The following is a 25,133-nucleotide window of genomic DNA, read 5'->3' as shown; positions in this document are numbered from 1 at the left end:
TCCGATACGAATCTTGCTACAAAAAAAGGAAAAAGTTTAGCTCGAGTCTTGCTACTCGATACTAAATACTTGCTACAAAAAAAGGAAAAAGTTTAGCTCGAGTCTTGCTACTTGATACTAAATACTTGCTACACAAAAAGGAAAAATTTTAGGTTGAGTCTTGCTACTTGATACTAAATACTTGCTACAAAAAAAAGGAAAAAGTTTAGGTCGAGTCTTGCCACCTGATACTAAATATTTGCTACTAAATTATGAAGAATTACATTAAAGCAGATGAGTGGAAAATTATCGAAGAAGGCTTTGATCCACATTTAAATAAAATTTCGGAGAGTATTTTCAGTTTAGGCAACGGCCGGATGGGGCAGCGTGCCAATTTCGAAGAAACTTATACCGGTGAAACATTGCTTGGTAACTACGTTGCCGGGGTTTACTATCCAGACAAAACCCGAGTAGGGTGGTGGAAAAACGGCTATCCAGAATATTTTGCAAAGGTTTTGAACGCTGCCAACTGGGTAGGTATCGAAGTGAAATTTGACGATGAACTATTAGACCTGGCTACTGCCGACGTAAGCGATTTTAAGCGGGTATTAGATATGCACACCGGTGTTTTGGAACGCACTTTTACTGCTAAACTTAAGCACGGGAAGTCGTTAAAAGTAAAAGCAACTCGTTTTTGCAGCATAGCTGATGATGAGGTAGGGGCCATCCAATACTCCATTATTCCCTTACAAAGTGGGAATTTAACGCTCATGCCTTTTATCGATGGAGATATCAAGAATCAGGATAGCAATTATGATGAGAAATTTTGGGACATGGTGGGTGATGATATCTCAGATAGCTCCGCCTATATCCATTTGCGTACTAAGAAAACTGAGTTTGAAGTTGTAACAGGAAGTTCCATCGAAATTCAAAAAAACCAGGATAAATTAACCATCAACCCAGAGGCAGTACGTAAAGAAAAATTTGTCGGACAAAAGTTTGCCATCGATGTTAAGGCGAATGATGAAATTACATTGATCAAAATTGCTGCTAATTTATCTTCAGAGAATTATGCAAAAGATAAGTTGATGGCAGAAGCAAAAGCCGTTGTTGAGGCCGCAACTGCTAAGGGTTTCGACCAGTTATGGAAAGAGCAGGCCCAGGCTTGGGCGGTAAAATGGGAAGAGAGTGATATTATCATTGATGGTGATGTGTCGGCACAACAAGCCATCCGCTTCAATATTTTTCAATTATTTCAAACCTACACAGGTAAAGATGATCGTTTAAACATTGGTCCGAAAGGTTTCACTGGCGAAAAATACGGTGGCTCTACCTATTGGGATACAGAAGCGTACTGTGTGCCGTTTTATCTGGCTACTGCCCCGCAGGAAGTAAGTAAGAATTTGTTGGTTTACCGCCACAAGCAATTAGGTAAAGCCATTGAGAATGCCGCAAAGCTCGGCTTTAAAGATGGTGCTGCTTTGTACCCAATGGTTACCATGAATGGAGAAGAATGCCACAACGAATGGGAAATTACTTTCGAGGAAATTCATCGTAATGGCGCTATTGCTTTTGCTATCTACAATTATATCCGGTACACCGGAGACGAGAGTTACCTTTTCGATTACGGCTTAGAAGTACTTGTTGGTATTGCCCGTTTCTGGAAACAACGTGTTAATTGGAGCAGCGATAAACAGCAATATGTAATGCTTGGTGTTACCGGCCCAAATGAGTACGAAAACAATGTAAACAATAATTGGTATACCAATTTGTTGGCTACCTGGTGTATGAAATATGCAGCAGATGCTGCGGAAATTGTGAAAGCCGCTAAGCCGTTAGAGTATGCTAAATTAATGGAAACCTTAAACTTTAGCGATCAGGAATTTGCAGATTGGGCAGATATTGTCGAAAAAATGTACTACCCTGAAGACAAGAATTTAGGTATTTTTCTGCAACAAGATGGTTATTTAGACAAGGAACAGACTTTAGTTAAAGATTTGCCGGCAAGCGAAAGACCAATTAATCAAAAATGGAGCTGGGATAGAATTTTACGTTCACCGTTTATTAAACAAGCAGATGTTTTACAGGGAATCTATTTTTTTGAAGAAGATTATGACTTAGAAACGATTAGAAGAAATTTCGATTTTTACGAGCCAAGAACGGTACATGAAAGTTCTTTATCGCCTTGCGTACACAGTATTTTAGCGGCTAAGCTTAATGATGAAGCCCGTGCTTACGAATTTTACCTAAGAACCGCTCGTTTAGATTTGGATGACTATAACAATGATACCGAAGACGGGTTGCACATCACATCGATGGCCGGAACGTGGATGAGTGTTGTAGAAGGTTTTGCAGGTATGCGTGTTCGCGAGGGCAAGCTGCACTTTAATCCATTTTTACCAACTCAATGGAAGTCTTTTTCTTTTACCATTGGTTTCAGGGGTGCTACATTAAAAATCAACATTACGGAAAATACAATCAACATCAAAAATCATCATGATGTAGATTTAGAAATTGTGATCAAAGGCCAGGCCTATCAATTGGCTGGCAACGCAGAAATAGAGGTTAGCAGTGCAGAGTTGGTATGATTATAGACACAAGTTATAAAATGAAAAATGTATTGAAGCTTGCTTCAGCTTCTCGTCATTCCGAGAAGCGAAGCCGTCTCTGTACTAGGGTAGTTTTTTTAGCTACGATTTGCATTTTAGCAGTCTTTCAATCATCCTTTGCACAAAAAAAGCATCAAAATATGGACGATCAACAAATCGTTATATACCAGTTATTGCCTCGATTATTCGGAAACAAAAACACTACCAACATCCCATACGGTACCATTGAGCAAAACGGTTCTGGAAAGTTTAATGATATTACTGATAAGGCGTTGGATGGCATAAAGGAATTACACGTAAATTACGTTTGGTATACTGGCGCTCTGGCTCACGCGAGTCTAACAGACTATTCTGCCTATGGTATAAAAGTAGATGACGCCGATGTGGTTAAGGGCAGGGCAGGTTCGCCCTATGCTATCCGCGATTATTATGATGTAAATCCAGATTTAGCAGTTGACGTCAAAAAGCGTATGCAGGAATTTGAAGCTTTAGTAAAAAGGACGCATAATAAAAACTTAAAGGTGATCATTGATTTTGTTCCCAACCATGTTGCCCGGAGTTATCACGCTTATGCCAAACCAAAAAATGTTGAAGATTTTGGTTCGAAAGACGATGTAACGAAAGGATTTAGCCCGCTTAACGATTTTTATTATATCCCAGGCAAGCCTTTCGTAGTACCTACCAACGGAGAAACGACACCGCTATCAGCTCTACAGGATGGAAAATTTGACGAAAATCCGGCGAAGGCTACCGGCAATAATGTGTTTTCTGCAGCCCCGAAATATGATGACTGGTACGAAACCATCAAGTTAAATTATGGTATAGATTTTCAAAATGGAGAAAAAAAGCACTTTGATCCCATCCCACCTGTGTGGAATAAAATGCGTGATATCTTAACTTTTTGGACAAATAAGGGAGTAGACGGATTTCGATGCGATATGGCAGAAATGGTGCCTATTCAGTTTTGGAGTTGGGTGATTCCACAAATTAAAAAAGTAAACCCAAAATTAATTTTCGTTGGCGAGGCGTATAATCCGCAAGTGTATCAACAATATCTAGTTGAGGGAAAATTTGATTACTTGTACGACAAGGTTGGCCTTTATGATGGGTTAAAAAAATTGATAAGAAATGAACCAACTGCAGATGTTGCGGCGATAAGAAAGGTTTGGCAGGTAGAAAGTGCTGGTTTTGGCAAACACATGTTGCGCTTTTTAGAAAACCATGATGAAGAACGAATCGCATCTGCAGGTTTTGCAGGAAGTGCTGAGCTAGCGCTACCTGCAATGGTGGTTTCTGCTACCTTAGGCGCTGGCCCTGTAATGCTCTATTTTGGGCAGGAAGTTGGCGAACCTGGCAAAGGTAAGGAAGGTTTTGGTGGCGATGATAACCGTACTACAATATTCGACTATTGGGGGGTGCCCAACCACCAGAAATGGATGAACGGTGGCGAATTTGATGGAAAGCGTTTATCTTCAGCGCAGCTTAACCTAAGATCATTTTACCAGCAACTTTTAAAAGTGACTACAAAAAGCGATGCTATTGCCCGAGGTGAAATATTTGAGGTTCCTACAACGGGAAATATGAGCAAACGCATGTACGCCTTTGTACGGTACACGGCCAAACAACGTTTGCTGATTATTGCTAATTTCGACAGAGATCAATCTTTGAATGCCAGTATCGAAATTCCGGATGCTATTTTGAAAGTAAAACATTCTTCTCCGGTTACAGAACTGCTTACAAACCAAAAATTGAATATCACGCCAGGAACAAGTATTCCTGTAAAACTTGCACCAGTCTCGGCACAAATAATAGAATTTTAAAATGGAAGAGATAAACCTGGCGTAAAGCAAACCACGATCCTATATTATCTTCTGCGTAAAAAACCAAATATAATGAGCTTAAAAACAATTTTTGAAAACCCAAAATTATCCCTCGTACAGATTATTAATATGAGCGTTGGTTTTTTTGGGATTCAATTCGGTTGGGATTTACAACGTGCCAACATGGGTCGTATTTATGAAAACCTCGGGGCAAATCCAGATCAGGTACCGCTGTTATTTTTGGCTGCTCCGCTCACCGGTCTTTTAGTGCAACCAATTATTGGTTACCTCAGCGATAGAACCTGGCACCCGAAATGGGGAAGACGAAGACCATATTTCATGGTTGGCGCCATTGTAAGTAGTATTGCCTTAATCTTTATGCCACATAGCAGTGCGCTATGGATGGCTGCTGGCCTGCTTTGGATTTTAGATGTGTTTGGGAACATTGCCATGGAACCATTTCGTGCCTTTGTTACAGATAAACTTCCAGATAGCCAGGTTAATCGAGGTTTTATTATGCAAAGCATGATGATTGGTTTGGGCGGAAGTGTAGCCTCTGCATTGCCTTGGTTAATGAAAAATGTATTCAATTTAGAAAATACTGCAGCGCAGGGCAGCATCCCCGAAAACGTAAAATTTTCTTTTTACATCGGTGCATTTTTCTTCTTCGCCGCAGTACTGTGGACCGTGTTTACAACCAAAGAATATCCCCCGCAGGATGTAGATTTTAAAGAAAAGGTTCGGGAGAGTAATAAGGGCTTTGGTGGTGGCGCAAGAGAAATTTTTCATGCCTTAAAAAATATGCCCAAACGCATGCAAATTGTATCTCTTGTACAATTCTTCACCTGGCCGGGATTATTTCTAATGTGGTTTTATTATACCACTGCGGTGGCCGTTAATGTGTTTGGTGGTAAAGATGCTGCAGATCCACTATATGCACAGGGGGCAGATTTTGGCAGCCTTACCTTAGCTTATTATAGTGTCATCACATTTTTGTTTGCCTTGGTTTTACCTAAAATTGCTGATGCATTAGGAAGAAAAACTACACATGCACTATGCTTGGTTTGTGGGGCAATAGGTTTAATTAGTGTTGCCTGGGTGCATGATAAAAATATGCTCTATCTATGCATGACGGGTGTCGGCATTGCCTGGGCAAGTATCCTATCGATGCCTTATGCCATGCTAAGTGGGTCGTTGCCAAAAGATAAAATCGGTATTTATATGGGTATCTTTAATTTCTTCATTGTTTTGCCAGAAATCATCGCATCGCTAGGTTTTGGTTGGCTTATGAGAAACGTACTTCATAACGATCGACTCCTGGCTGTTCAGCTCGGTGGGGGATTAATGATTTTGGCAGCAGTTATATGCCTCATCTTCATTAAAGAAACTAAACAAACAAACACGGTTTTGGCCGCAGAGCTTGGTATAGAAGAGAATAGATCAGTTTAACCAGCGGAAGGTATCTCCGGATAGGCTTAACGTGTTTGGTACTTATGCAAACCGATTGTGCTAATATCGAAAGTAAGCAGTTTGCCATTTAAATTGGACTATTGTAAATATTTAAAAAGAAATTATTAACCGAAACCGCCGGGCTAAAGATCGCCAGGGTGCTCGTGTTTTTTATCATCCCTATTGTATCAACTAAAACTAACCAAATGAAAAAAATTACCTTTTTGTTGCTCCTTATTACGTTATTTAATTTGGCTTGTAAGAAGTCATCCACAGGTGGTGTGGTAGATCCGGCGCCAACTACCCCAACAACAGATTTACCAAGTGGCGCAAAAGACGGAGTGGCATTTACCAACAATGGTACATCGGCAATAGTAACCTTGTATGCGCCTGGTAAAACTTCAGTTGCATTAATTGGAGAGTTCAATGATTGGTCTACATCGGCAACGCCGATGAAAAAAACTGCCGATGGAAATACGTGGTGGGTGCAAATTGATAACCTCAACCCAAATACTGAATATGCTTATCAGTTCTTAGTAGATGGCACGCTAAAAGTCGCAGATCCCTATGCAGAAAAACTTTTAGATCCGGATAATGATAAGTTTATTAGTGCTACTGTATATCCAAACTTAAAAGCTTACCCAACAGGCAAAACCACAGGTATTGTTAGCGTAATGCAAGCTAATCAGCCCGTTTATACCTGGAAAAATAATAATTTCAACCGCCCCGAAAAGAACAATCTGGTCATTTATGAATTGCTGGTTAGGGATTTTACCACCGAGCATACTTATGCTTCTACTCTTGCAAAGCTCGATTATCTTTTAGGCTTAGGTATCAATGCTATTGAATTAATGCCCGTAAATGAGTTCGAAGGTAACTTAAGTTGGGGTTACAATACTTCTTTTTATTTTGCGCCCGATAAGTATTATGGCACTAAAACGGCGCTTCAGAACTTCATAGACGAATGTCATGGAAAAGGGATTGCCGTGATCATGGATATGGTGCTAAACCACTCTTTTGGTCAATCGCCAATGGTGCAATTATATTTCAGCAATGGTAAACCTACAGCAAATAGCCCTTGGTTTAATGTAGATGCAAAACATCCATTTAATGTAGGTTACGATTTTAACCACGAAAGTGCTGCAACAAAGAAATTTTCTAAAGATGTAATCAAATTCTGGATGCAGCAGTATAAAATCGATGGCTTCAGGTTCGATCTTTCTAAGGGCTTTACTCAGAAATCTTCGTCTGGTGATGATGTATTCAGGCTCTATGATGCAGGTAGGGTAGCCATTTGGAAAGAATATAACAACTACATCAAAAGCATCGATCCAAATAATTTTTACGTGATATTAGAGCATTTTGCTGAAGAGTCTGAAGAAAAGGTGTTGGCTGATGATGGCATGATGCTTTGGAATAACCTAAACTATAATATGAATGAGGCTACCATGGGCTGGCTGGGTAATTCTAATTTTCAATGGGGTTTTTACACCAATCATGGTTTTGCTAAATCAGAGAATTTAGTAAGCTATGGCGAGAGCCATGATGAGGAGCGCCTTAATCTAAAAAATATTAGTTATGGAAATGCCTCTGGTAGTTATGTAATTAAGGGTAACCTGGCAACATCATTAAAAAGGGAAGAACTTATTGCTGCGTTTCTGTTTAGCATTCCTGGTCCGAAAATGATTTGGCAATTTGGCGAATTAGGTTACGATGTTAGCATCGACTTTAACGGTCGTACCGGCGAGAAGCCAATTAGATGGGAATATTTTACAGACCCAAATCGAAAAGCATTATACGATGCTTACGCCAAATTCATCAGACTAAAAAAGAATAACAGCATATTTAACTCCACTAGTGCTACCTACAATTTAGCCAATGGCGTGAAGTATATTAAACTTGTAGAAGGCGGAAATACCGTGGTAGTTGTAGGAAATTTCGACGTAGTGAGTCAGGCGGCTAATGTAGATTTCGGCGCTGCCGGCACTTGGATAGATGCCATGGGAGCCAATACGAATTTAACAACTAACACTTACACCGCTACGCTAGCACCTGGCGAATATCATATTTTTAGTAAGACAGCTTTGAAATAAACCTTTGCTGCCAACCACAGATTTCCGATGATTACACACAAATCGGTAAATCTGTGGTTTTTCGTTGCTTTCTAATTGTTTTTAGCTAATATTGTTTCATTAACCTGGCATCTTAAATGAACGATAAACTGGCGCATCATCTACTTTGGGAACGACTGCGATCTGGCGATAAAGATGCCTTTTTCGACCTTTACAAAAATCTATATTACCCCTTGGTCAACTTTGGCATTCGTGTATGCGCAGATGCTGATACAGCTGGCGAAGCTACCGACTTGGTGTTTACCACAATCTGGGAAAAACACCAAACTCTTTCCCGTGTCGATAATGTTGAAGCTTACCTCCGAACATTCCTTAAACGTAAATTGCTCCGGATTTTAGAGCGGAAGCGCAAGGTTAGCGATGCGTTGGCCAATGCTGGTGCAGACGGCGATTGGATGGAGATGAGCTATGAAGAATTTATTGTTAAAGTGCAGAGTGATGAATTGGTTAAAAGCCAACTTAAACATGCATTGGAAAAACTTACCTTCCGGCAAAAACAGTTAATTCATTTAAAATTTTTCGATGGGTTTAGCTACGAACAAATTGCCGAGCAGACAAACCAGACTATAAAAACGGCTTACAATACCATTTACGATGCACTAAAGATTTTAAGGAAAGAATTTAATGCCTAATTAAATGGTTTCTCTCCAATGAATGGATAAGATTATTGCGAAGCATCATTAATTCATTATCTCGATTTAAGCGCAACTTTTCTCCTGTTGTTAAAACTGGAACACATTGGCGTGCAGAATCTTTTTAGCTGGCTATCCTTGATTCACAGATTTCTCGGCTTTGCTTGAAGTGACGGGTGTGAGTGTATTCATCATCTCAATTGCAACCGAAAGATTTCAGGCCAAACAACCTGCTTATTTACCCACAAATTTTCACCATTAAAAAAAAGTTAAGATTTCTTTAGGAAAAAGTAAAGCTTTTGGGCACTGATATATAAAAGGTGAATAAGAATGGTTGATAGAAGTAAATTTAATGCAGAAGATTTTCTTGTTGATAGTACCTTTCAGCAGTATTGTGCTGGAACAGATCAATTATGCATTGGATATTGGGAAAAATATATTTCAGCACACCCAGAGCAGGCAGAAGTAATTAAAGAGGCAAAACGATTATTTATAATACTAAGTGGAAATAAGCGGCAGTTAAATACGCAAGTGGAGCATTTCAGGGATACATTTGGCGAGAGTAAGGTTGTTAAACTAAACCGATTTTTATGGCTGAAGATTGCTGCAGTATTCATCATTTTAGTGGGAGCCGGATTGGTTTATCTCAAAATAAACAATCCAAAACAACCTGGCACCCTCGAAACATCAACAGTTTTTGTGACGAAAAGTGGAGAGCGGAAAAAAATTGAGTTATGTGATGGGACTTCGGTATTGCTGAATGCAAAAAGCTCAATTACCATTGGCAAAGGTTTCAATGACGAAAAAAGAGAAGTAGTGTTGGTTGGCGAAGCGTTTTTTGATGTAGCTCATGATCAAAGCAAACCTTTCATGGTGCATACTGCCGATTTCAACATAAATGTTTTAGGCACTGCATTTAATGTTAAAGCCTATCCCGATGAAATCACTTCCGAAGCTACCCTAATCCGCGGTTCTATAACTATGGAGGCCGTAAATGGAAGTGGCGGTACAATTACCTTGAAGCCAAGCCAGAAGGTAACCTTTTATAAAAACTTACCTACACAACCCACAACAAAACTAAGCAAACCTGTTGTCGCTCACCCAGAGGTAGTTATCAATCATTATACTTTAATAAAAGATACTACCATCGTGGAAACGGCCTGGACACAAAATCATATTGAAATTTACGATCAAGACTTTGACCAGGTAAAGGCCGTACTAGAGAAGTGGTATAATGTCGAAATTAAATTTGCTCATCCAGAGATAGAAAAATATCGATTTACGGCAACATTCAGCAACGAAACCCTAGAACAAGCATTATCGGCATTACAGAAAGCAGAAAACTTTAAATATGAAATAAAAGGAAAAACGGTAATCATTTCCAAATAAGGAATTTAAAAAAGGACGGTGTTGGCGCACCGCCCTTAATGTATTTCTTCTTTGATTAACTAATGGCAGCTTATGCGCAAACAGATTGCTGCCAAGAATTATGCAACCAAAAAAAACAAAAATATGATTTATTATTACTTACTGCAAGGGCACCCGAAATACCGGGCGCTTTTAAAATTCATTTTGATAATGAAACTAGCCTGTATTATGGTTTTCATTACTTGCCTCAATGTTTCTGCATCGGTTTTTTCTCAAGAGAAAATATCGCTCGATGTTAAGAAAGCAAAACTGGGTAAGGTATTACAAATTATTGAGCAGCAGAGCAGCTACCATTTCGTTTACAGTTCAGCTTATGTTCCTGTAAACAGAGATGTGAGCATCACCGTAACCAATACATTAGTAAGTGATGTATTAGCTGCCATTTTAAGTAAAACCAACCTTAAGTTTTCTATATCTGATGGGGGTTTGATAGTAATTAGTAGGAATAAAGAAGTGCCTATTAGCGGAACGGTTAAAGATGGATTAGGTGGTGCATTGCCGGGGGCAAGTGTACGCGTAAAAGGAACAGGTATAGGCACATCAACAGATATTAATGGTAAGTTTTCGTTAAATGCTCCAGAAAATGCAACGCTTGTGGTTTCGTATGCAGGTTTCCAAACCAAAGAGATTGCTATCGGTGCCCAAACCACAATAGCCATTGTACTATCAGAAGATACAAAACAACTTACCGATGTTGTAGTTACTGCACTAGGAATAAAGAAAGAGCGTAGAGCACTTGGTTACTCGGTTACGCAAGTGGCAGGCGAGACATTGACCCAGGCTCGTGAGAACAATATCACCAATTCGTTGGTAGGTAAGGTAGCTGGTTTAGACATCGCCAGTACTTCTGGAGGTGCTGGTGCAGCAACTAACGTAACCATTCGTGGTGTTTCTAGTCTAGGTTCTTCAAGTCAACCCTTATATGTCGTAAACGGAATTCCAATGGAAAGTGCACCAATTGGTTTTGGTAGCAACGCGGGCATCGGCAACAATGGTGGGCAGTATGATAATGCCCCAGATTTGGGCGATGCCATCAGCAACCTTAATCCAGATGATATCGAAAGCATTTCGGTATTGAAAGGCGCTGCCGCATCTGCGTTGTATGGAAATAGGGCCAAAGCAGGAGTAATTCTCATCACTACAAAAAGCGGTAAAGGCAATAGCATAGAATTCAGTAGCAACTACGTAGCCGAGCAGGTTATGGACAGAACGAATTGGCAATACATTTATGGTCAGGGCGTAAACGGACAGAAACCGGTTACTCAATTAGAAGCAGCATCTACCGGTAGTTCTAGCTGGGGTGCCCGTTTAGACGGTTCAAACGTGATCCAATTTGATGGCGTAAGTAGACCCTATTCTGCACAGAAAGACAATATCGAAGATTTTTATAGGACTGGTGGAAGCTGGACCAACACGCTGGCCCTCAACAAGTCTTTTACAGGAGGGGTGATCCGACTATCCGCAAGCGATTTAACTAATCGTTCGGTAGTGCCCAATTCTGGCTTAAACAGGCAAAACTTTACCTTATCAAGCACTTTCGACCCTATTAAAAATCTGGTGATTGATGCACGGGTAAATTACATTCTAGAACAAGCCAATAACCGCCCAATGCTTTCAGATGGTGCTGGTAACGCAAACTATAATGCCGCTTTTTTGCCGACAAGCGTTAACATTGCTACTTTACAACCAGGGAAAAAGGCCGATGGAAATGAGCTTTCTTACAACACAGGCAACCCTTATGCAACTAATCCGTGGTTTGCAGCGAATGATTTTATCCACGATACTAAAAGAGATCGTTTGTTAAGTTCCATAAGTGCAAAATACACTTTCGATAATGGTCTTTTCTTACAGGCGAGAACAGGTAGAGATGCCTACAACGATAGTTACATTGCGGTAACGCCATCTGGTACTGCTTATGATGCAGATGGTGGCTACACAGAACAAATTAGTAAATTTTCAGATATCAATGCCGATGCGTTAATTGGTAAATCTTTTAAAGTAGATGATTTTTCCATAACGCCAAATATTGGCGCTAGTTTCCGCCGTACCAAAAGCGAATCAACCAATAATGGGGGCTCATCTTTTCAATTGTTTGGCATCTATACATTATCGAACACCGGGGGGAAATCAGTTTCGGTAATAAAAAGCGATCAGGAGACACAATCTGTTTACGGAACTTTAGAGTTAACCTATAAAGATGTACTTTACCTAACAGGTAGCGCTCGTAGCGATTGGTTTTCTACCTTGGCTACTCCTGGAAAAGACAATAAGCTTAACGTAATTTACCCATCAGTAAGTGGATCATTTGTATTTTCAGAACTTTGGAAACCATCGTTTTTGAGCTTTGGTAAGCTAAGGGCAGGTTACGCTGTGGTTGGCGATGCAACCGATCCATTTTTAACCCAGCTGTACTATAACTTAAGAAGCGAAACCGTTAATGGCAGCCCACTCGGAAATATCGTAAACGGTTCAATTCCTAATGCCTCCCTTAGGGCATCAAAAGCCACAGAATTGGAGATTGGTACGGAAATGCGTTTCTTTGGCGACCGCTTGAACCTCGATTTAACCTGGTATAGTAAAAAGTCTACCGACGAGATTTTAGCTGTTCCAACATCAACCACTACTGGTTACAATGGTGCTGTATTAAACATTGGCGAACTTAGGAATAGGGGTGTAGAGGCTTTGATTTCTGGTAACATCTTAAAAAACGAAAATTTCAGCTGGACTTCTACAATCAACGGTTCATATAACGATAATAAGGTAATTACGCTGGCGCCGGGTACGGCTTCACAGCTTTTGGCTACATCTAGAAGTAACGTAGGTTTCTTGCAAAACTTAGTTGGCCTGCCTATAGGTCAAGTTATGGCATACGATTACCAGTACGATGCCAGCGGGAACATAGTTAAAGATACCAATGGGGTGCCACAACGCGGCGAACTTAAGCCTTATGGCTCATCATACAATAAATGGTTTGCCGGCTGGAATAACGAGTTTACCTTTAAAGGGGTAAATCTATCTTTCTTAATTGATGGTAAATGGGGTGGAAAAATCTTCGCCGCAACCGATTATTATGGTTACATTTTCGGCTTACACCAAGCAACGCTCGAAAATCGCGATGCTTTGGGTATTGGTGCTGCTAACTACTACAGTACTTTCGCCAATAACGTATCTAAGCAATTTGTACAAGATGCCAGCTTCATAAAATTCAGGCAATTTATATTAGGTTATAACTTTCCTGTTAAAATGTTTAACAACAGAATTAAAGGCTTAAATGTCAGTTTTGTCGGACGTAATTTATTCATCCTGATGAAGAAAACAGATAACATCGATCCAGAATCGAGTTATAATGCCACTATTCCAGGTATCGAATTGGGTGGCGTACCACCAGTGCGTACGTATGGTTTAAATTTAAGTGTTAAGTTATAATCCTTTAAACGAATTGAAAATGAAAACGATCATAAAATTATATGTGCCTCTTCTTTTATCTGGCTTAACACTAATAACAAGCTGCACAAAAGAATTCGAAAAAATCAATACCGATCCTGTATCTGTTGGTCAGGAACAGTACAATCCGAACTACCTGTTATCCACAGCGCAACTAACATACACCGGGAGCGTCGATTTTGCCTACGAAACCTGGCGTGGCAATTTAATTTATGCCGCTACCATGATGCAGGGCATGTCATCAGTAATTGGTTATTGGGCCGGAGATAAATATATGCTCAATGAGGGTTACACTGCGGCATATTGGGAGAAGGCTTATCCCGATCAGATAAAATATGCTGCCGATTTAGTAGAATTCACGAAAGACAAACCTCAGTATAACAATGTTCATCAAATGGGCCGAATTTGGAAAGCGTTGATGTTTGAACGTTTAACTGATTTATATGGCGACATCCCTTACTTTGATGCTGGAAAAGGATATTACACCGCAAACCTTTATCCTAAATACGATGCACAACAAGCCATTTATGTTGATTTGTTGAAAGAAGTAGATGAGGCTAGCACTGCCTTAACTGCCGGTGGCGATGCGGTAATTGGCGATTTGGTTTTTGGCGGCGATGTTGCCAAATGGAAACGGTTTGGAAATAGCTTGATGTTGCGTATGGCGATGAGATTAACGAAAGCCGATGGTGCATTAGCGCAAACTTACATTACCAAAGCTGTAGGCAAAACCATGTTAAGCGATGCGGACAATGCAATGTTTAGGCACGATAACAACGGCGGCCGTGTTACACAAAATAGAAATGCACAGGTTTTACTGGGTGATGGTGGACAGGAAAATTATTACACCAGGTGGAGCAGCACTTTCATCAATTATTTAAAAAGCAATAACGATCCACGATTGAGCAAGGTTGCAGTTACTAAACTTTACTTAACCGATGTTACCAAAGCGCAAAACCCAGCTTACATTACAACGGCCTCGGTACAAAAAGGAATGCCTAATGGAAAAGATTTAAGTGGTATCGCGGGTAGAGATGTTCGTCAAGACCCTTCTTACACCGATTTTACAGATTATTCATCACCAAACCCTGGTATGTTAAAGCGAGATGGAAACACTTTCATTTTAACCTATGCCGAAACAGAATTATTATGGGCAGAGGCAGCGCAAAGATATAATATTGGTGGGTCTGCAGTAACGCATTACAACGCAGGTGTAACAGCGGCAATGACATTCCTTTCGCAATATGATGCCGCAATGGCTATTAATGCAACAGATGCGGCAAATTACCTTGCAGCCCATCCTTATGTGGCTACAAATGGCCTAGAGATGATTGCAATGCAATATTGGGCCCATACTATTACTATGCTCGATTTTTATGAAGCGTGGTCTAACTGGAGAAGAACAGCTGTGCCAGCACTTGTACCGGTGGTTTATCCAAACACTAGTACTGGTGGGGTTATTCCACGTCGCTTTCCTTACCCGCTCGCAGAAGGGGTATCAAACGCCGCGAACTACAAAACGGCAGCTGCTGCAGTTCCTGGTGGCGATAAACTCACAGGTAGAGTTTGGTGGGACAAATAAAACGACATTAGATCCCGATGATTTGGCCGATAGCGATAACTTTGCTATCGGCTTTTTTATGCGTAACAATTATAATGCGGTGTTTGATAAACCATAGTTTAGCATGATATTTATAAACCAAACAAAATTTGATGAAATTTAAAACCATACTCAGCGCTTTATTATGTACAGGTATGTTAGCGCAAGCACAGCAAAGTGCAAATAACAATAAATCAAAAGAAAATAGTACCAGCCAAGTCGTAAAGGAAGATGCCAAATCTTCAACTAACGAAAGGGTAATTAAGGTAGAAAGCAGTGTAGTTACCAGTCATTCGGTAAACATTAATGGTAAAGCCATTGCCTATAAAGCCACAACGGGTACTTTGCCAGTTTGGGATGATGAAGGCAAAGCCATTGCGGGGTTATTTTACACCTATTACGAGCGGAGCGATGTTGCTAACCGCGATAAAAGGCCCTTGGTTATTTCCTTTAATGGTGGCCCAGGCTCTGCCTCGGTGTGGATGCACATTGCCTACACCGGTCCGGTTGTTTTAAATATCGATGATGAAGGTTATCCTGTGCAGCCCTATGGTTACAAAGAAAATCCCTATTCTATTTTGGATGTAGCCGATATCGTGTACGTAGATCCGGTAAATACCGGTTATTCCAGGGCGGTAAGCAAAGATATTCCTAAAGAAAAGTTCTTTGGGGTTAGGGCAGATATTAAATACCTGGCCGAGTGGATCAATACCTTCGTTACCCGCAACAACCGTTGGGCATCGCCAAAATTCTTAATTGGCGAGAGCTATGGCACCACACGTGTTTCGGGTTTGGCCTTAGAACTTCAAAATAACCAATGGATGTATTTAAACGGCGTGGTGCTGGTGTCGCCTACTGAGCTGGGTATCGATCGGGCAGGGCCAGTAGATGCTGCTTTACGCCTGCCGTATTTTGCAGCAACCGCCTGGTACCACAAAGTGTTGCCTACCGATTTACAGGCTAAAGATTTAACGGCCATGTTGCCCGAGGTAGAAAATTTTACCATAAACGAACTCATTCCTGCAATTTCGCAGGGTGGAATGTTACCTGAAGATAAAAAGAAAGCGATTGCGGCGAAAATGTCTCGTTACTCGGGCCTTTCAGAAAAGGTGATTTTAGACTATAACTTAAACGTTCCAACAGATTTTTTCTGGAAAGAATTAATGAGAGACAAAGGCTTTACCGTAGGCAGGTTAGATTCTCGCTACCGCGGCATCGATAAGATGAGTGCCGGCGAAGGGCCAGATTACAATGCAGAATTAACTTCCTGGCTGCACTCTTTTACACCTGCAATTAATATTTACATCCGCAACGAGCTTAATTACAAAACAGATTTAAAATACAATATGTTCGGCTCGGTGTATCCCTGGGATAAAACTGGCGATCAAACGGGCGACAACCTTCGCCAGGCTATGGCGCAAAACCCTTTCCTGCATTTATTGGTGCAATCTGGGTATTACGATGGCGCATGCGACTACTTTAATGCGAAATACAATATGTGGCAACTAGATGCTGCTGGCAAATTGCAAGATAGAATGACCTGGGAAGGTTACCGAAGCGGGCACATGATGTACCTCCGTAAAGAAGATTTAAAAAATGCCAATAACCACATTCGCGATTTTATTCAGAAAGCGCTGCCGAAAGCAGGGGAATCGGCCAAGTTTTAACAAATTTTTTTGAAGCGCAATGGCAGTGCAACACTTATCGTTCCTCCTGCTTTACGCTAAATCCCCAATTAAGAAATTGGGGGATACCGCTCCAATCAGGGCTATAACACTTAAGGCGGTGGCACAGACAACGCCAATAGCAAAAATGCCCTGCGTACTCTAAACCCGACCTTAGTGAGATGCCCCCCGATTTTTCTTCGGGGGCAGAAACGGGGGCGGGGCTTTCGGGACCATACTGCTTCTGCAATTGCTTTTCAAAAACCTATTGAAATTGTTTTTGCATTTTAGCTATAAATCTCTATCTTTCAGTACCAACACTGCAAAAATGAAAATCGCTCTCCTTCTAATTGCCGTTATTGCGGCAATCGTGCTGATTAGCTTTGGCGTAGACAACATCAACCAGCCGGCCAACCTTAAGGTTTGGATTGGTGTGGCCGAGGTTGTTTTAGGTTTGGTTGTGGTTTACCTTCCACTTAAAAGTTTATTCAATAAAAATTAACACTCATGGAATTTCAAGACGCCTCTAAAAAATTATGGTATAAAAAGCTGCTGAAGTTATTTGCCGGCCTGGTTGTATTAATTATTATTTATGCCATACAGCCATTTACTTACGAAAATATTGATGCCGGTAATGTGGGCATAAAAATTAACCTGTATGGTACCGATAGGGGTGTAGATAACATTACCATTGTTACGGGTAGGGTTTGGTATAACACCTGGACAACTAAAATTGTCGAATTTCCTACTTTTACCCAATCTGTAGACTATGAACCTTTTGTGGTAACCACCAAAGATGCTGCGGAATTTAAAGTAGACCCGAAATTAAATTACCATGTAAACGCTACAATGGTGCCCCAAATTTACAGGCAATACCGCAAGCCCCTGGCAGAAATAGAGCAACAGTTTATGCGTAATACCATTTATGATGCATACCGGATTGTGGCCAACTCTTTCAGTTCTGATTCTGTGATGAGCAACCGCGAACGTTTCGAAGATAGAATACAAATGATTTTGACCAAAAATTTAAGTAAAGACGGTTTTGTTTACGATCAGCTTACTTCGGCAATTACGCCCCCCGAAAGCCTAAGGCAAATGATTGATGAGAAAAATGCCTCTATCCAGGCCAGGTTGAAAGCAGAAAACCAAGCGAAACAAGCCGATGCAGAGGCGAAAGTAAAAGTTGCAACTGCTACCGGCGAGGCACAGGCATTGTTGGTTCGGGCAAAGGCAGAATCTGAAGCCAATAGGCTGCGGCAGCAATCGCTTACGCCACTTTTGGTGCAGCAACAATGGATACAACGGTGGGATGGTAAATTGCCTACAACCCAGGCCGGAGGCAACTCTAGCTTTATGCTGCCTATAAAGTAAATAAAAGTGTTGCCTGCAAACTAAAAATAATTACTTATTTTTGTGGTTCAATTATGCAGCAAATAAAAACATCATTCGATTTTGAGAAACCTATTGCCGATTTGGTTCAGCAGATAGAAAAGGTTAAGCAAGTAGCTGAAAAAACAAAGGTAGATATGTCTGCTACGTTAGATGAGCTTGATGGTAAATTAGATGAAACCACCAATAACTTATATAAAAACCTTACTGGCTGGAATAAAGTTCAAATGAGCCGCCATCCAGATCGTCCGCAAACGCTTGATTATATAAACATGGTTTGCGATGACTTTATCGAATTACATGGCGATAGAACTGTTAAGGATGATAAGGCAATTATTGGCGGTTTTGCTACGCTAAACGGTCAAACGGTAATGGTAATTGGCCACCAGAAAGGCAAAAATACTAAAGAGCGCCAGCACCGCAATTTTGGGATGGCCAACCCAGAAGGCTACCGTAAAGCTTTGCGTTTAATGCGTTTGGCAGAAAAATTTAACAAACCTGTTGTTACTTTTATCGATACCATGGGTGCTTACCCTGGTTTGGAAGCAGAAGAACGCGGACAAGGAGAGGCAATTGCAAGGAACTTGCTCGAAATGTCTATACTGAGGGTGCCTATTATCTGCATCGTTATTGGTGAAGGCGCATCTGGAGGTGCATTGGGTATCGGTATAGGCGACAAAGTTTATATGCTAGAACATACCTGGTATTCGGTTATTTCACCAGAGTCTTGTTCTTCTATCTTATGGAGAAGCTGGGATTTTAAAGAGAAAGCCGCCGCTTGTTTGAAATTAACGTCAGACGATATGTTTGGAAATAAATTGATCGATGGAATTATTCCAGAACCGCTTGGTGGTGCACATCAAGATCCGGAATTGATGGGAAAAACCTTGAAAGAATACATCATCAAAGATTTAAATACATTGGGTAAATTGAAAACCGATAGCATGGTTGAGCAACGTATTGAAAAGTTCTGTGCTATGGGTGTAGTAAACGAATAATCATTAACTAACTATATTTAATCCCGTTCAATGCAAGTTGAGCGGTTTTTTTTTTGCCTGTAGCGCTACGCTTTCTTTGTTACTGCTGTTGGCCAATTTGCTTAGGACTAGCTTTATCTAAAAATACATTGAAAATTAATAGCTAAAAAAAAGCAGTTACAAATTAATGTAACTGCTTATCAATTATTTAACAAAGTATTATTGTCCTGGTGCTTGTTGTGTGTAGTAACCAGAGAATCTTGTTTCCAGGCTAGCAAACGTTTTCTCTAGTTGGGAAGCTACTTTGGTTTGCCCGGCTATCTTACTAGCTCTGATCATCCTATCTAGATAGTACAGTCCAGTTTGAATATTTTGCGAACCTGTTAGCGCTCCTTTTGATGCCGAGATATCACTCAAAAAGATTAATTCCTTATTGATATAGTCGCCACATTGCGTCAAAATTTCATTTGCCTTTGCCGTCTCACCGAGTTTATAGAGGTTTTCTGCAAGATAAAACTTAACCACTACCGTACGAATGCCAAAAAATCTTTGAGGCATTACTTCGTAATACTTATCTATCACTTTTTTGGCTTCGGCATTTTTACCTTCTTTAATTAAACTTCCAGATAGGTTACTGAAAATATTTGTGAAGATAAATGTATCATCAGACGATTGTGGGTCTAAATAGGTAGCATTTTTCATGTTGCCCCACTTAAACTTCGTCATTACGTTAGTGTACAATTCTGGAGTATTTAATTGCTCTGCTTTTTCGTCTGCAGCAGTGGTATCTGGCTTTAAGGGCATCAAATGTAAGGCTAAACCTTCGCTATACAAATATTTGTCTAAGCCGTTGTATTGCTCAGAAGGTACTGTAGATGCAAAATAAATTGGACGTTTCCAGTTGTTATGTGCCAAAATATCTAGCATGGCTAAAGTACCCTTGGTTACATATCCTTTATTGAAGGTCCAAGCCATTTCCGGAGCAATTTTAGCGGCATTAGCGGCTGATACCGTTCCTGTTGCAAGTACTTGCTGTGGATCAATAGTAATTTTAAAGTTTTTTGTAGGTAAAAAGTTCGACTTTGTGCCGTCTTGCATAGCTACTTTATCGCTTTCATTATTTGACAGCAAAAGATCTACAATGCTTTTTAATTCTACGTTGCCGCTTATTTTATAATCATCATATGGCATTACATCTCTTTCGCCCTGAACGTATTGCTCAGGCTCCATTGTAATTGGAAGCGGTTCAGATTCGTTCTGTTTTTGTCTAAGCCCGTTGATATACCAATCTGTGTCGAATAAGCTTAAATTTACAATCCTAATATCAGGGCGTACATTTTCTACCTCCTGAATGTACCAAAGCGGGTAGGTATCGTTATCGCCATAAGTAAATAAAATGGCATTTGGGGCGCAAGATTGTAAATAATCATATGCAATATCATGTGCAACCAATTTAGTAGAACGATCATGATCATCCCAACCTTGCTCGGCCATAATTACTGGTGCTACCAACAAGCCAATTACCGTAGCGCCAATTGCACCCGCTGTGGGTGTTAGTTTTTTGAGCACCCATTCTCTAATGGCCACTACGCCTAAGCCAATCCAAATGGCAAAAGCGTAGAACGACCCCACGTATGCATAGTCTCGCTCACGAGGTTCTAATGGTTTTTGATTTAGATATAAAACAATGGCAATACCCGTAAAGAAAAACAATAACGCAACTACTCCTGCATCTTTTTGGTTACGCTGAAAATGCCAGATAGCACCAAGCAACCCAATTATAAAAGGTAGGAAAAAGAAACGATTGTATGCTTTATTATCAACAGTAGATGGGGGAAGGTGTGTTTGGTCGCCTATTTTCCATGAGTCGAAAGCTTTAATTCCGCTTAGCCATTCGCCTTCATATCCACTTCCTTGTCCTTGCTCATCATTTTGGCGGCCAATAAAGTTCCATCCAAAATAACGCATATACATGTAGCCAATCTGATAACTAAATAGGAAACCAACATTGTCAACTACATTGGGGTTTTTAGCATCATCTAAATGCATCCACTCTTTGTAAAATGCTGCATGTCTCGCATCGTCGCTATACATACGAGGTAATAATGTGTTGTTATTGTATTCGTATTCGGTTTTCGTACCTGCAGGTTCGTATTTATCTGTACCTTTCCTCCAGATGGTTTTGCCGTCGTCTTTAATTCCAACCCGCTCAGAGTTATAGTTGGGGCCATAGCCCAATGGTCTATCGCCATATTGCTCACGGTTAAGGTAGCTTAAAAACGAGAAAGCATCTTTCGGGGCACTGTTATTTAGGTTCGGATCTGCCTTTGCACGGATAATGATCATAGAGAAAGAAGCATAACCAAAAATGATGAGTACAGTTGAGATTAAACCTAAATTCAACAGTTTCTTTTGGTGTTTGATAGAGTATTTAATTCCCCAAACCAATGCTCCTATAAGTAGGATAGCGAAGAACAAAACGCCTGTTCCAAATCCAAGCCCCAGTGTATTTACAAAGAAAAGGTCGAAATAAGCACCAAATGAAACCAGGTATTGGATAATGCCATATTGGATAACTGCCAGGATTAAAATGCCAACAATTAAGGTTTTGAAGATGCCAGATGTTGTAGCTTTTTCTGTTCTTCTAAAATAATAAATAAAGGCCAGCGCTGGTATGGTTAATAAGTTTAATAGGTGAATACCAATAGATAACCCCATGATGTATGCGATAAATAATAACCACCTGTCTGCCCTTGGCTCATCGGCATGTGCTTCCCATTTCAGAATTGCCCAGAACACAATTGCAGTAAATAAGGAAGATTGTGCATACACCTCAGATTCTACTGCAGAAAACCAAAAACTATCCGAAAATGTATAAGCTAATGCTCCTACTGCTCCAGCGCCCATAATGGTAATTAGGGTAGCCGTAGAAAGCTCTTCTCCAACTTTAACTAAAGTCTTCTTTGCTAAAGCCGTAATTGTCCAAAATAAAAAGAGGATGGTTGCCCCACTGGAAACTGCAGAACCAACGTTCATCCAGTAAGCAATTTTTGTAATATCACCTAACGCAAAAACAGAGAAGAAGCGCTGTATCATCAAAAATAGGGGTGCGCCCGGTTGGTGAACAACTTGCATTCGGAATGCAGATGCGATAAATTCGCCGCAATCCCAAAAACTTGCAGATGGCTCTAACGTTAATACATAAGTTATTGTTGCAATTAGAAAGCAGATCCAGCCCGCTATGTTATTGACTTTTGAATAATTCATTGGTTTTATAATGATATTTAAAAATGGTATTCACATTAAAATGCTGCCGAAAATAACTATTCTAGGCGATAAAATGAGTAAATTTTTAGATTGATTTAACAAAACGCTACTGTTTGCAACCTATTCGTTATTTTTCTTTTTGTAATCATATTCCTTACCTCTTTATGTTTTAATTATTAATGTTAAGATTATTTACGGCATTCTATAGCTCAAATGATCGCCGATCTGTTTATATATAGTGCAAATCGATTACAGCGAGTGTTATATCTGGTTTCTATACTTCGGCTTAATTTCTTCTGCTGAAGGGTAGCGGTAAGCATCTCCAGTTGCGCAGGCAAGTCATCGATCTCTGGAAATTCTGTTCAGAGATATTGTTCGATGGTTTGTGATTGAAATAATAAGTAGATCTTTTAACTTCCGGTGTATTCCTACAAAAAGAAAGCAGGTACAACAGTTTTTGACTCATAGATACCAAGGGTTCATTTGGTTGGTTTATCACCGGCATTTCAAAGGCCGACCCAATACATTTCCTGCCATCCAAAAAACTGAGCGATTGATTTAAGGTTGGCGTAAAAGCAATTAACTTAACTAAAAAGCATAATATGCCGCTTGTGGTGATAATTCTAGCGTAATTCATAAAAAAATTTAGTCTTTGATAATAAATGGTTTAGGTCGTTCTGGTCTCAAAAGGTCGGATAAAAGAATAAAATGTTGCATGCGACGTGATGATTTTTTTATCTTTGCAATGCAGAAAAGGAAGTGCAAAAGGAAATTTAAAAATTTTTAAAATCACTCTTGCATAATTAAAATAAGCTTCCTACATTTGCATTCCCTTTCGGGGATTTATCCTCGAGAAAAGCTTGTCCGATAGTATAAGGGTAGTACAACGGTTTTTGGTACCGTTTGTCTTGGTTCGAATCCAGGTCGGACAACTAAAATTAATGTCGGATCATGTTTTAAAGATAACATGATCCGATTTTTTTTAAACCGTAAACTACACACGGATCATGCCATTGCAGTTTAACCCGGTAAAGCTTTTTTCCGGAACAGGTTCTAGAGGATTATCACTAAAAATTGCTGAAAGTTACGGCAAGCCGCTTGGTGAAGTTAGTATTCATAAATTTAGCGATGGAGAATTCCAGCCTTCTTTCGACGAATCAATCCGTGGGTGTGATGTTTTTTTAATCCAGTCTACTTATCAACCGAGCGACAACTTAATGGAGCTTTTGCTCATGGTTGATGCTGCAAAACGGGCTTCGGCACATTATATTACAGCAGTTGTACCTTATTATGGGTTGGCTCGTCAAGACAGGAAAGACAAACCGCGTGTAGCTATTGGCGCCAAGTTGGTTGCGAATTTGCTTAAATCTGCAGGTATTCACCGCATCATGACGATGGATTTGCATGCTGCACAAATACAGGGTTTCTTTGATATCCCGGTAGACCATTTAGATGGATCTGTTATATTTGTGCCTTATATCAAAAGCTTAAATCTGCCGAATTTAACTATTGCATCGCCAGATATGGGCGGTTCTTATCGGGCACGTACCTTTGCCAAGTTTTTTAATGCTGAGGTGATCATTTGCGATAAACGCCGTAAGCGTGCTAATGAAATCGAATCAATGTCGATCATTGGAGATGTTACGGGCCAGGATGTAGTATTGATTGATGACATTTGCGATACTGCAGGAACCTTATCTAAAGCAGCAGCGCTAATCATGGAAAACGGTGCCGCAAGTGTAAGGGCCGTTTGTACGCACGCCGTATTATCTGGCAAGGCAATTGAAACAGTAGAAAATTCTGTATTAACAGAATTAATTGTTACAGATACTATTCCATTAAAAATGGAAAGTTCGAAAATTAAAGTGCTAAGTACCGCAAGCTTATTTGCAAGAGCGATTGCCAATGTAAATGAGCATGGTTCTATAAGCGACTTATTTAGAGTTTAATACTATGGCAGAAAGTAAAGGTATAATACCGATACTCAATGCCGATTACTAATAAATAAATATAAATAAAATGAAAACAATCGCAATTAGCGGTTCTCCAAGAGAGAACGTAGGGAAACGCGATGCCAAGGAACTTCGTTACGAAGGTAAAGTTCCGGCGGTATTGTATGGTGGAAAAGAGCAACAACACTTAGCTGTAGTTATTGCTGATTTAAGAGATGTTATTTATACCCCGGAAGTAAATTTTGTGGAAATTGACGTTAACGGTGCAAAAACTAAAGCTATCGTTAAAGACACACAATTTCACCCACTTACCGACGTATTAATGCACATCGATTTCCTTCAACTATTTGATGAAAAAGAAATCGTAATGGAAATTCCGGTTAAATTAACAGGAACATCTCCAGGTGTTAAAATGGGGGGTAAATTAATCCAGAAATTACGTAAACTTCGTGTTAAAGCGTTGCCAGCTAACATGCCACAAAACGTTGAAGTAAGCTTAGAGAAATTAGAAGTTGGTAGTTTGTTCCGTGTACGCGACTTAAAAGTTGAAGGTTACGCAATTACAAATACTCCTGAAGATACTATCGTTTCTGTAGCAATGTCTAGAGCATTAAAACAAGCAGAAACTGAAGCTGCAAAAGGTAAAAAATAATCGCGATTTTAAAATCGTTCGATTAATTGAAAGCGGTGCAAATATTTGCGCCGCTTTTTTTTTTGAAAAAATATAAAGTACCATGGTCCAGCTTTTTGATTTAGTAATTCTCCTTCAAGGTTTCAACTTTCCATTCTGA

General features: G+C 40.0%; 16 protein-coding genes. 14 read left to right on the top strand and 2 right to left on the bottom strand.

The features are described 5' to 3' along the window. Positions 1-251 precede the first annotated feature (251 nt). The 12 genes from OQ268_RS01315 (at position 252) to OQ268_RS01260 (ending at position 19,144) form a co-directional block, all read left to right on the top strand. A complete protein-coding gene (locus OQ268_RS01315; protein WP_265854254.1) occupies positions 252-2,567 on the top strand; it encodes a glycoside hydrolase family 65 protein in 2,316 nt (771 codons plus the stop codon). Between the two features lie 161 nt (positions 2,568-2,728). Further along, positions 2,729-4,408, top strand: a complete 1,680-nt coding sequence (locus tag OQ268_RS01310) for an alpha-amylase family protein (protein ID WP_265854253.1) — start codon at positions 2,729-2,731, stop codon at positions 4,406-4,408. Between the two features lie 72 nt (positions 4,409-4,480). Next, complete coding sequence (locus tag OQ268_RS01305; protein WP_265854252.1) at positions 4,481-5,857, top strand: MFS transporter; 1,377 nt, start codon at positions 4,481-4,483, stop codon at positions 5,855-5,857. Between the two features lie 206 nt (positions 5,858-6,063). Further along, entirely contained in the window at positions 6,064-7,950 is a 1,887-nt protein-coding gene (locus OQ268_RS01300) for an alpha-amylase family glycosyl hydrolase (RefSeq protein WP_265854251.1), read from the top strand. A gap of 116 nt (positions 7,951-8,066) precedes the next feature. Then, a complete protein-coding gene (locus OQ268_RS01295) occupies positions 8,067-8,621 on the top strand; it encodes an RNA polymerase sigma factor (RefSeq protein ID WP_265854250.1) in 555 nt (184 codons plus the stop codon). Between the two features lie 330 nt (positions 8,622-8,951). Beyond that, the gene (locus tag OQ268_RS01290) at positions 8,952-10,010 is read left to right on the top strand and encodes a FecR family protein (RefSeq protein WP_265854249.1); all 1,059 of its coding nucleotides are present in this window, start codon (positions 8,952-8,954) and stop codon (positions 10,008-10,010) included. A gap of 189 nt (positions 10,011-10,199) precedes the next feature. Next, positions 10,200-13,475, top strand: a complete 3,276-nt coding sequence (locus OQ268_RS01285; RefSeq protein WP_265854248.1) for a SusC/RagA family TonB-linked outer membrane protein — start codon at positions 10,200-10,202, stop codon at positions 13,473-13,475. A 19-nt stretch (positions 13,476-13,494) separates the two neighbouring features. Next, positions 13,495-15,075, top strand: a complete 1,581-nt coding sequence (locus OQ268_RS01280) for a SusD/RagB family nutrient-binding outer membrane lipoprotein (RefSeq protein WP_265854247.1) — start codon at positions 13,495-13,497, stop codon at positions 15,073-15,075. A gap of 131 nt (positions 15,076-15,206) precedes the next feature. Further along, a complete protein-coding gene (locus OQ268_RS01275; protein WP_265854246.1) occupies positions 15,207-16,760 on the top strand; it encodes a S10 family peptidase in 1,554 nt (517 codons plus the stop codon). Positions 16,761-17,085: 325 nt separating this feature from the next. Then, positions 17,086-17,259, top strand: a complete 174-nt coding sequence (locus OQ268_RS01270; RefSeq protein WP_265854245.1) for a hypothetical protein — start codon at positions 17,086-17,088, stop codon at positions 17,257-17,259. A 5-nt stretch (positions 17,260-17,264) separates the two neighbouring features. Next, complete coding sequence (locus OQ268_RS01265; RefSeq protein WP_265854244.1) at positions 17,265-18,128, top strand: SPFH domain-containing protein; 864 nt, start codon at positions 17,265-17,267, stop codon at positions 18,126-18,128. A gap of 53 nt (positions 18,129-18,181) precedes the next feature. Next, positions 18,182-19,144 carry an acetyl-CoA carboxylase carboxyltransferase subunit alpha gene (locus OQ268_RS01260; RefSeq protein ID WP_265854243.1) on the top strand — a complete coding sequence of 321 codons (963 nt, stop codon included), beginning with the start codon at positions 18,182-18,184 and terminating at the stop codon, positions 19,142-19,144. 198 nt (positions 19,145-19,342) lie between these two features. On the opposite strand, the gene OQ268_RS01255 is transcribed toward OQ268_RS01260, so the two are convergent. Beyond that, positions 19,343-22,390: a glycosyltransferase family 117 protein gene (locus tag OQ268_RS01255; RefSeq protein ID WP_265854242.1), complete on the bottom strand. Its 3,048-nt coding sequence runs from the start codon at positions 22,388-22,390 to the stop codon at positions 19,343-19,345. A gap of 286 nt (positions 22,391-22,676) precedes the next feature. Next, entirely contained in the window at positions 22,677-23,027 is a 351-nt protein-coding gene (locus tag OQ268_RS01250) for a hypothetical protein (RefSeq protein ID WP_265854241.1), read from the bottom strand. 370 nt (positions 23,028-23,397) lie between these two features. On the opposite strand from OQ268_RS01250, the gene OQ268_RS01245 reads away from it, so the two are divergent. Together OQ268_RS01245 and OQ268_RS01240 are read left to right on the top strand one after the other, a co-directional pair. Continuing rightward, a complete protein-coding gene (locus tag OQ268_RS01245) occupies positions 23,398-24,339 on the top strand; it encodes a ribose-phosphate pyrophosphokinase (RefSeq protein WP_322973919.1) in 942 nt (313 codons plus the stop codon). Positions 24,340-24,409: 70 nt separating this feature from the next. Beyond that, positions 24,410-24,994, top strand: a complete 585-nt coding sequence (locus OQ268_RS01240; RefSeq protein ID WP_265854240.1) for a 50S ribosomal protein L25/general stress protein Ctc — start codon at positions 24,410-24,412, stop codon at positions 24,992-24,994. The last annotated feature ends 139 nt before the right edge of the window (positions 24,995-25,133 follow it).

This window comes from Pedobacter sandarakinus, from assembly GCF_026240095.1.
Classification (GTDB): domain Bacteria; phylum Bacteroidota; class Bacteroidia; order Sphingobacteriales; family Sphingobacteriaceae; genus Pedobacter; species Pedobacter sandarakinus.
This window is presented reverse-complemented; position numbering and strand designations above follow the sequence as displayed.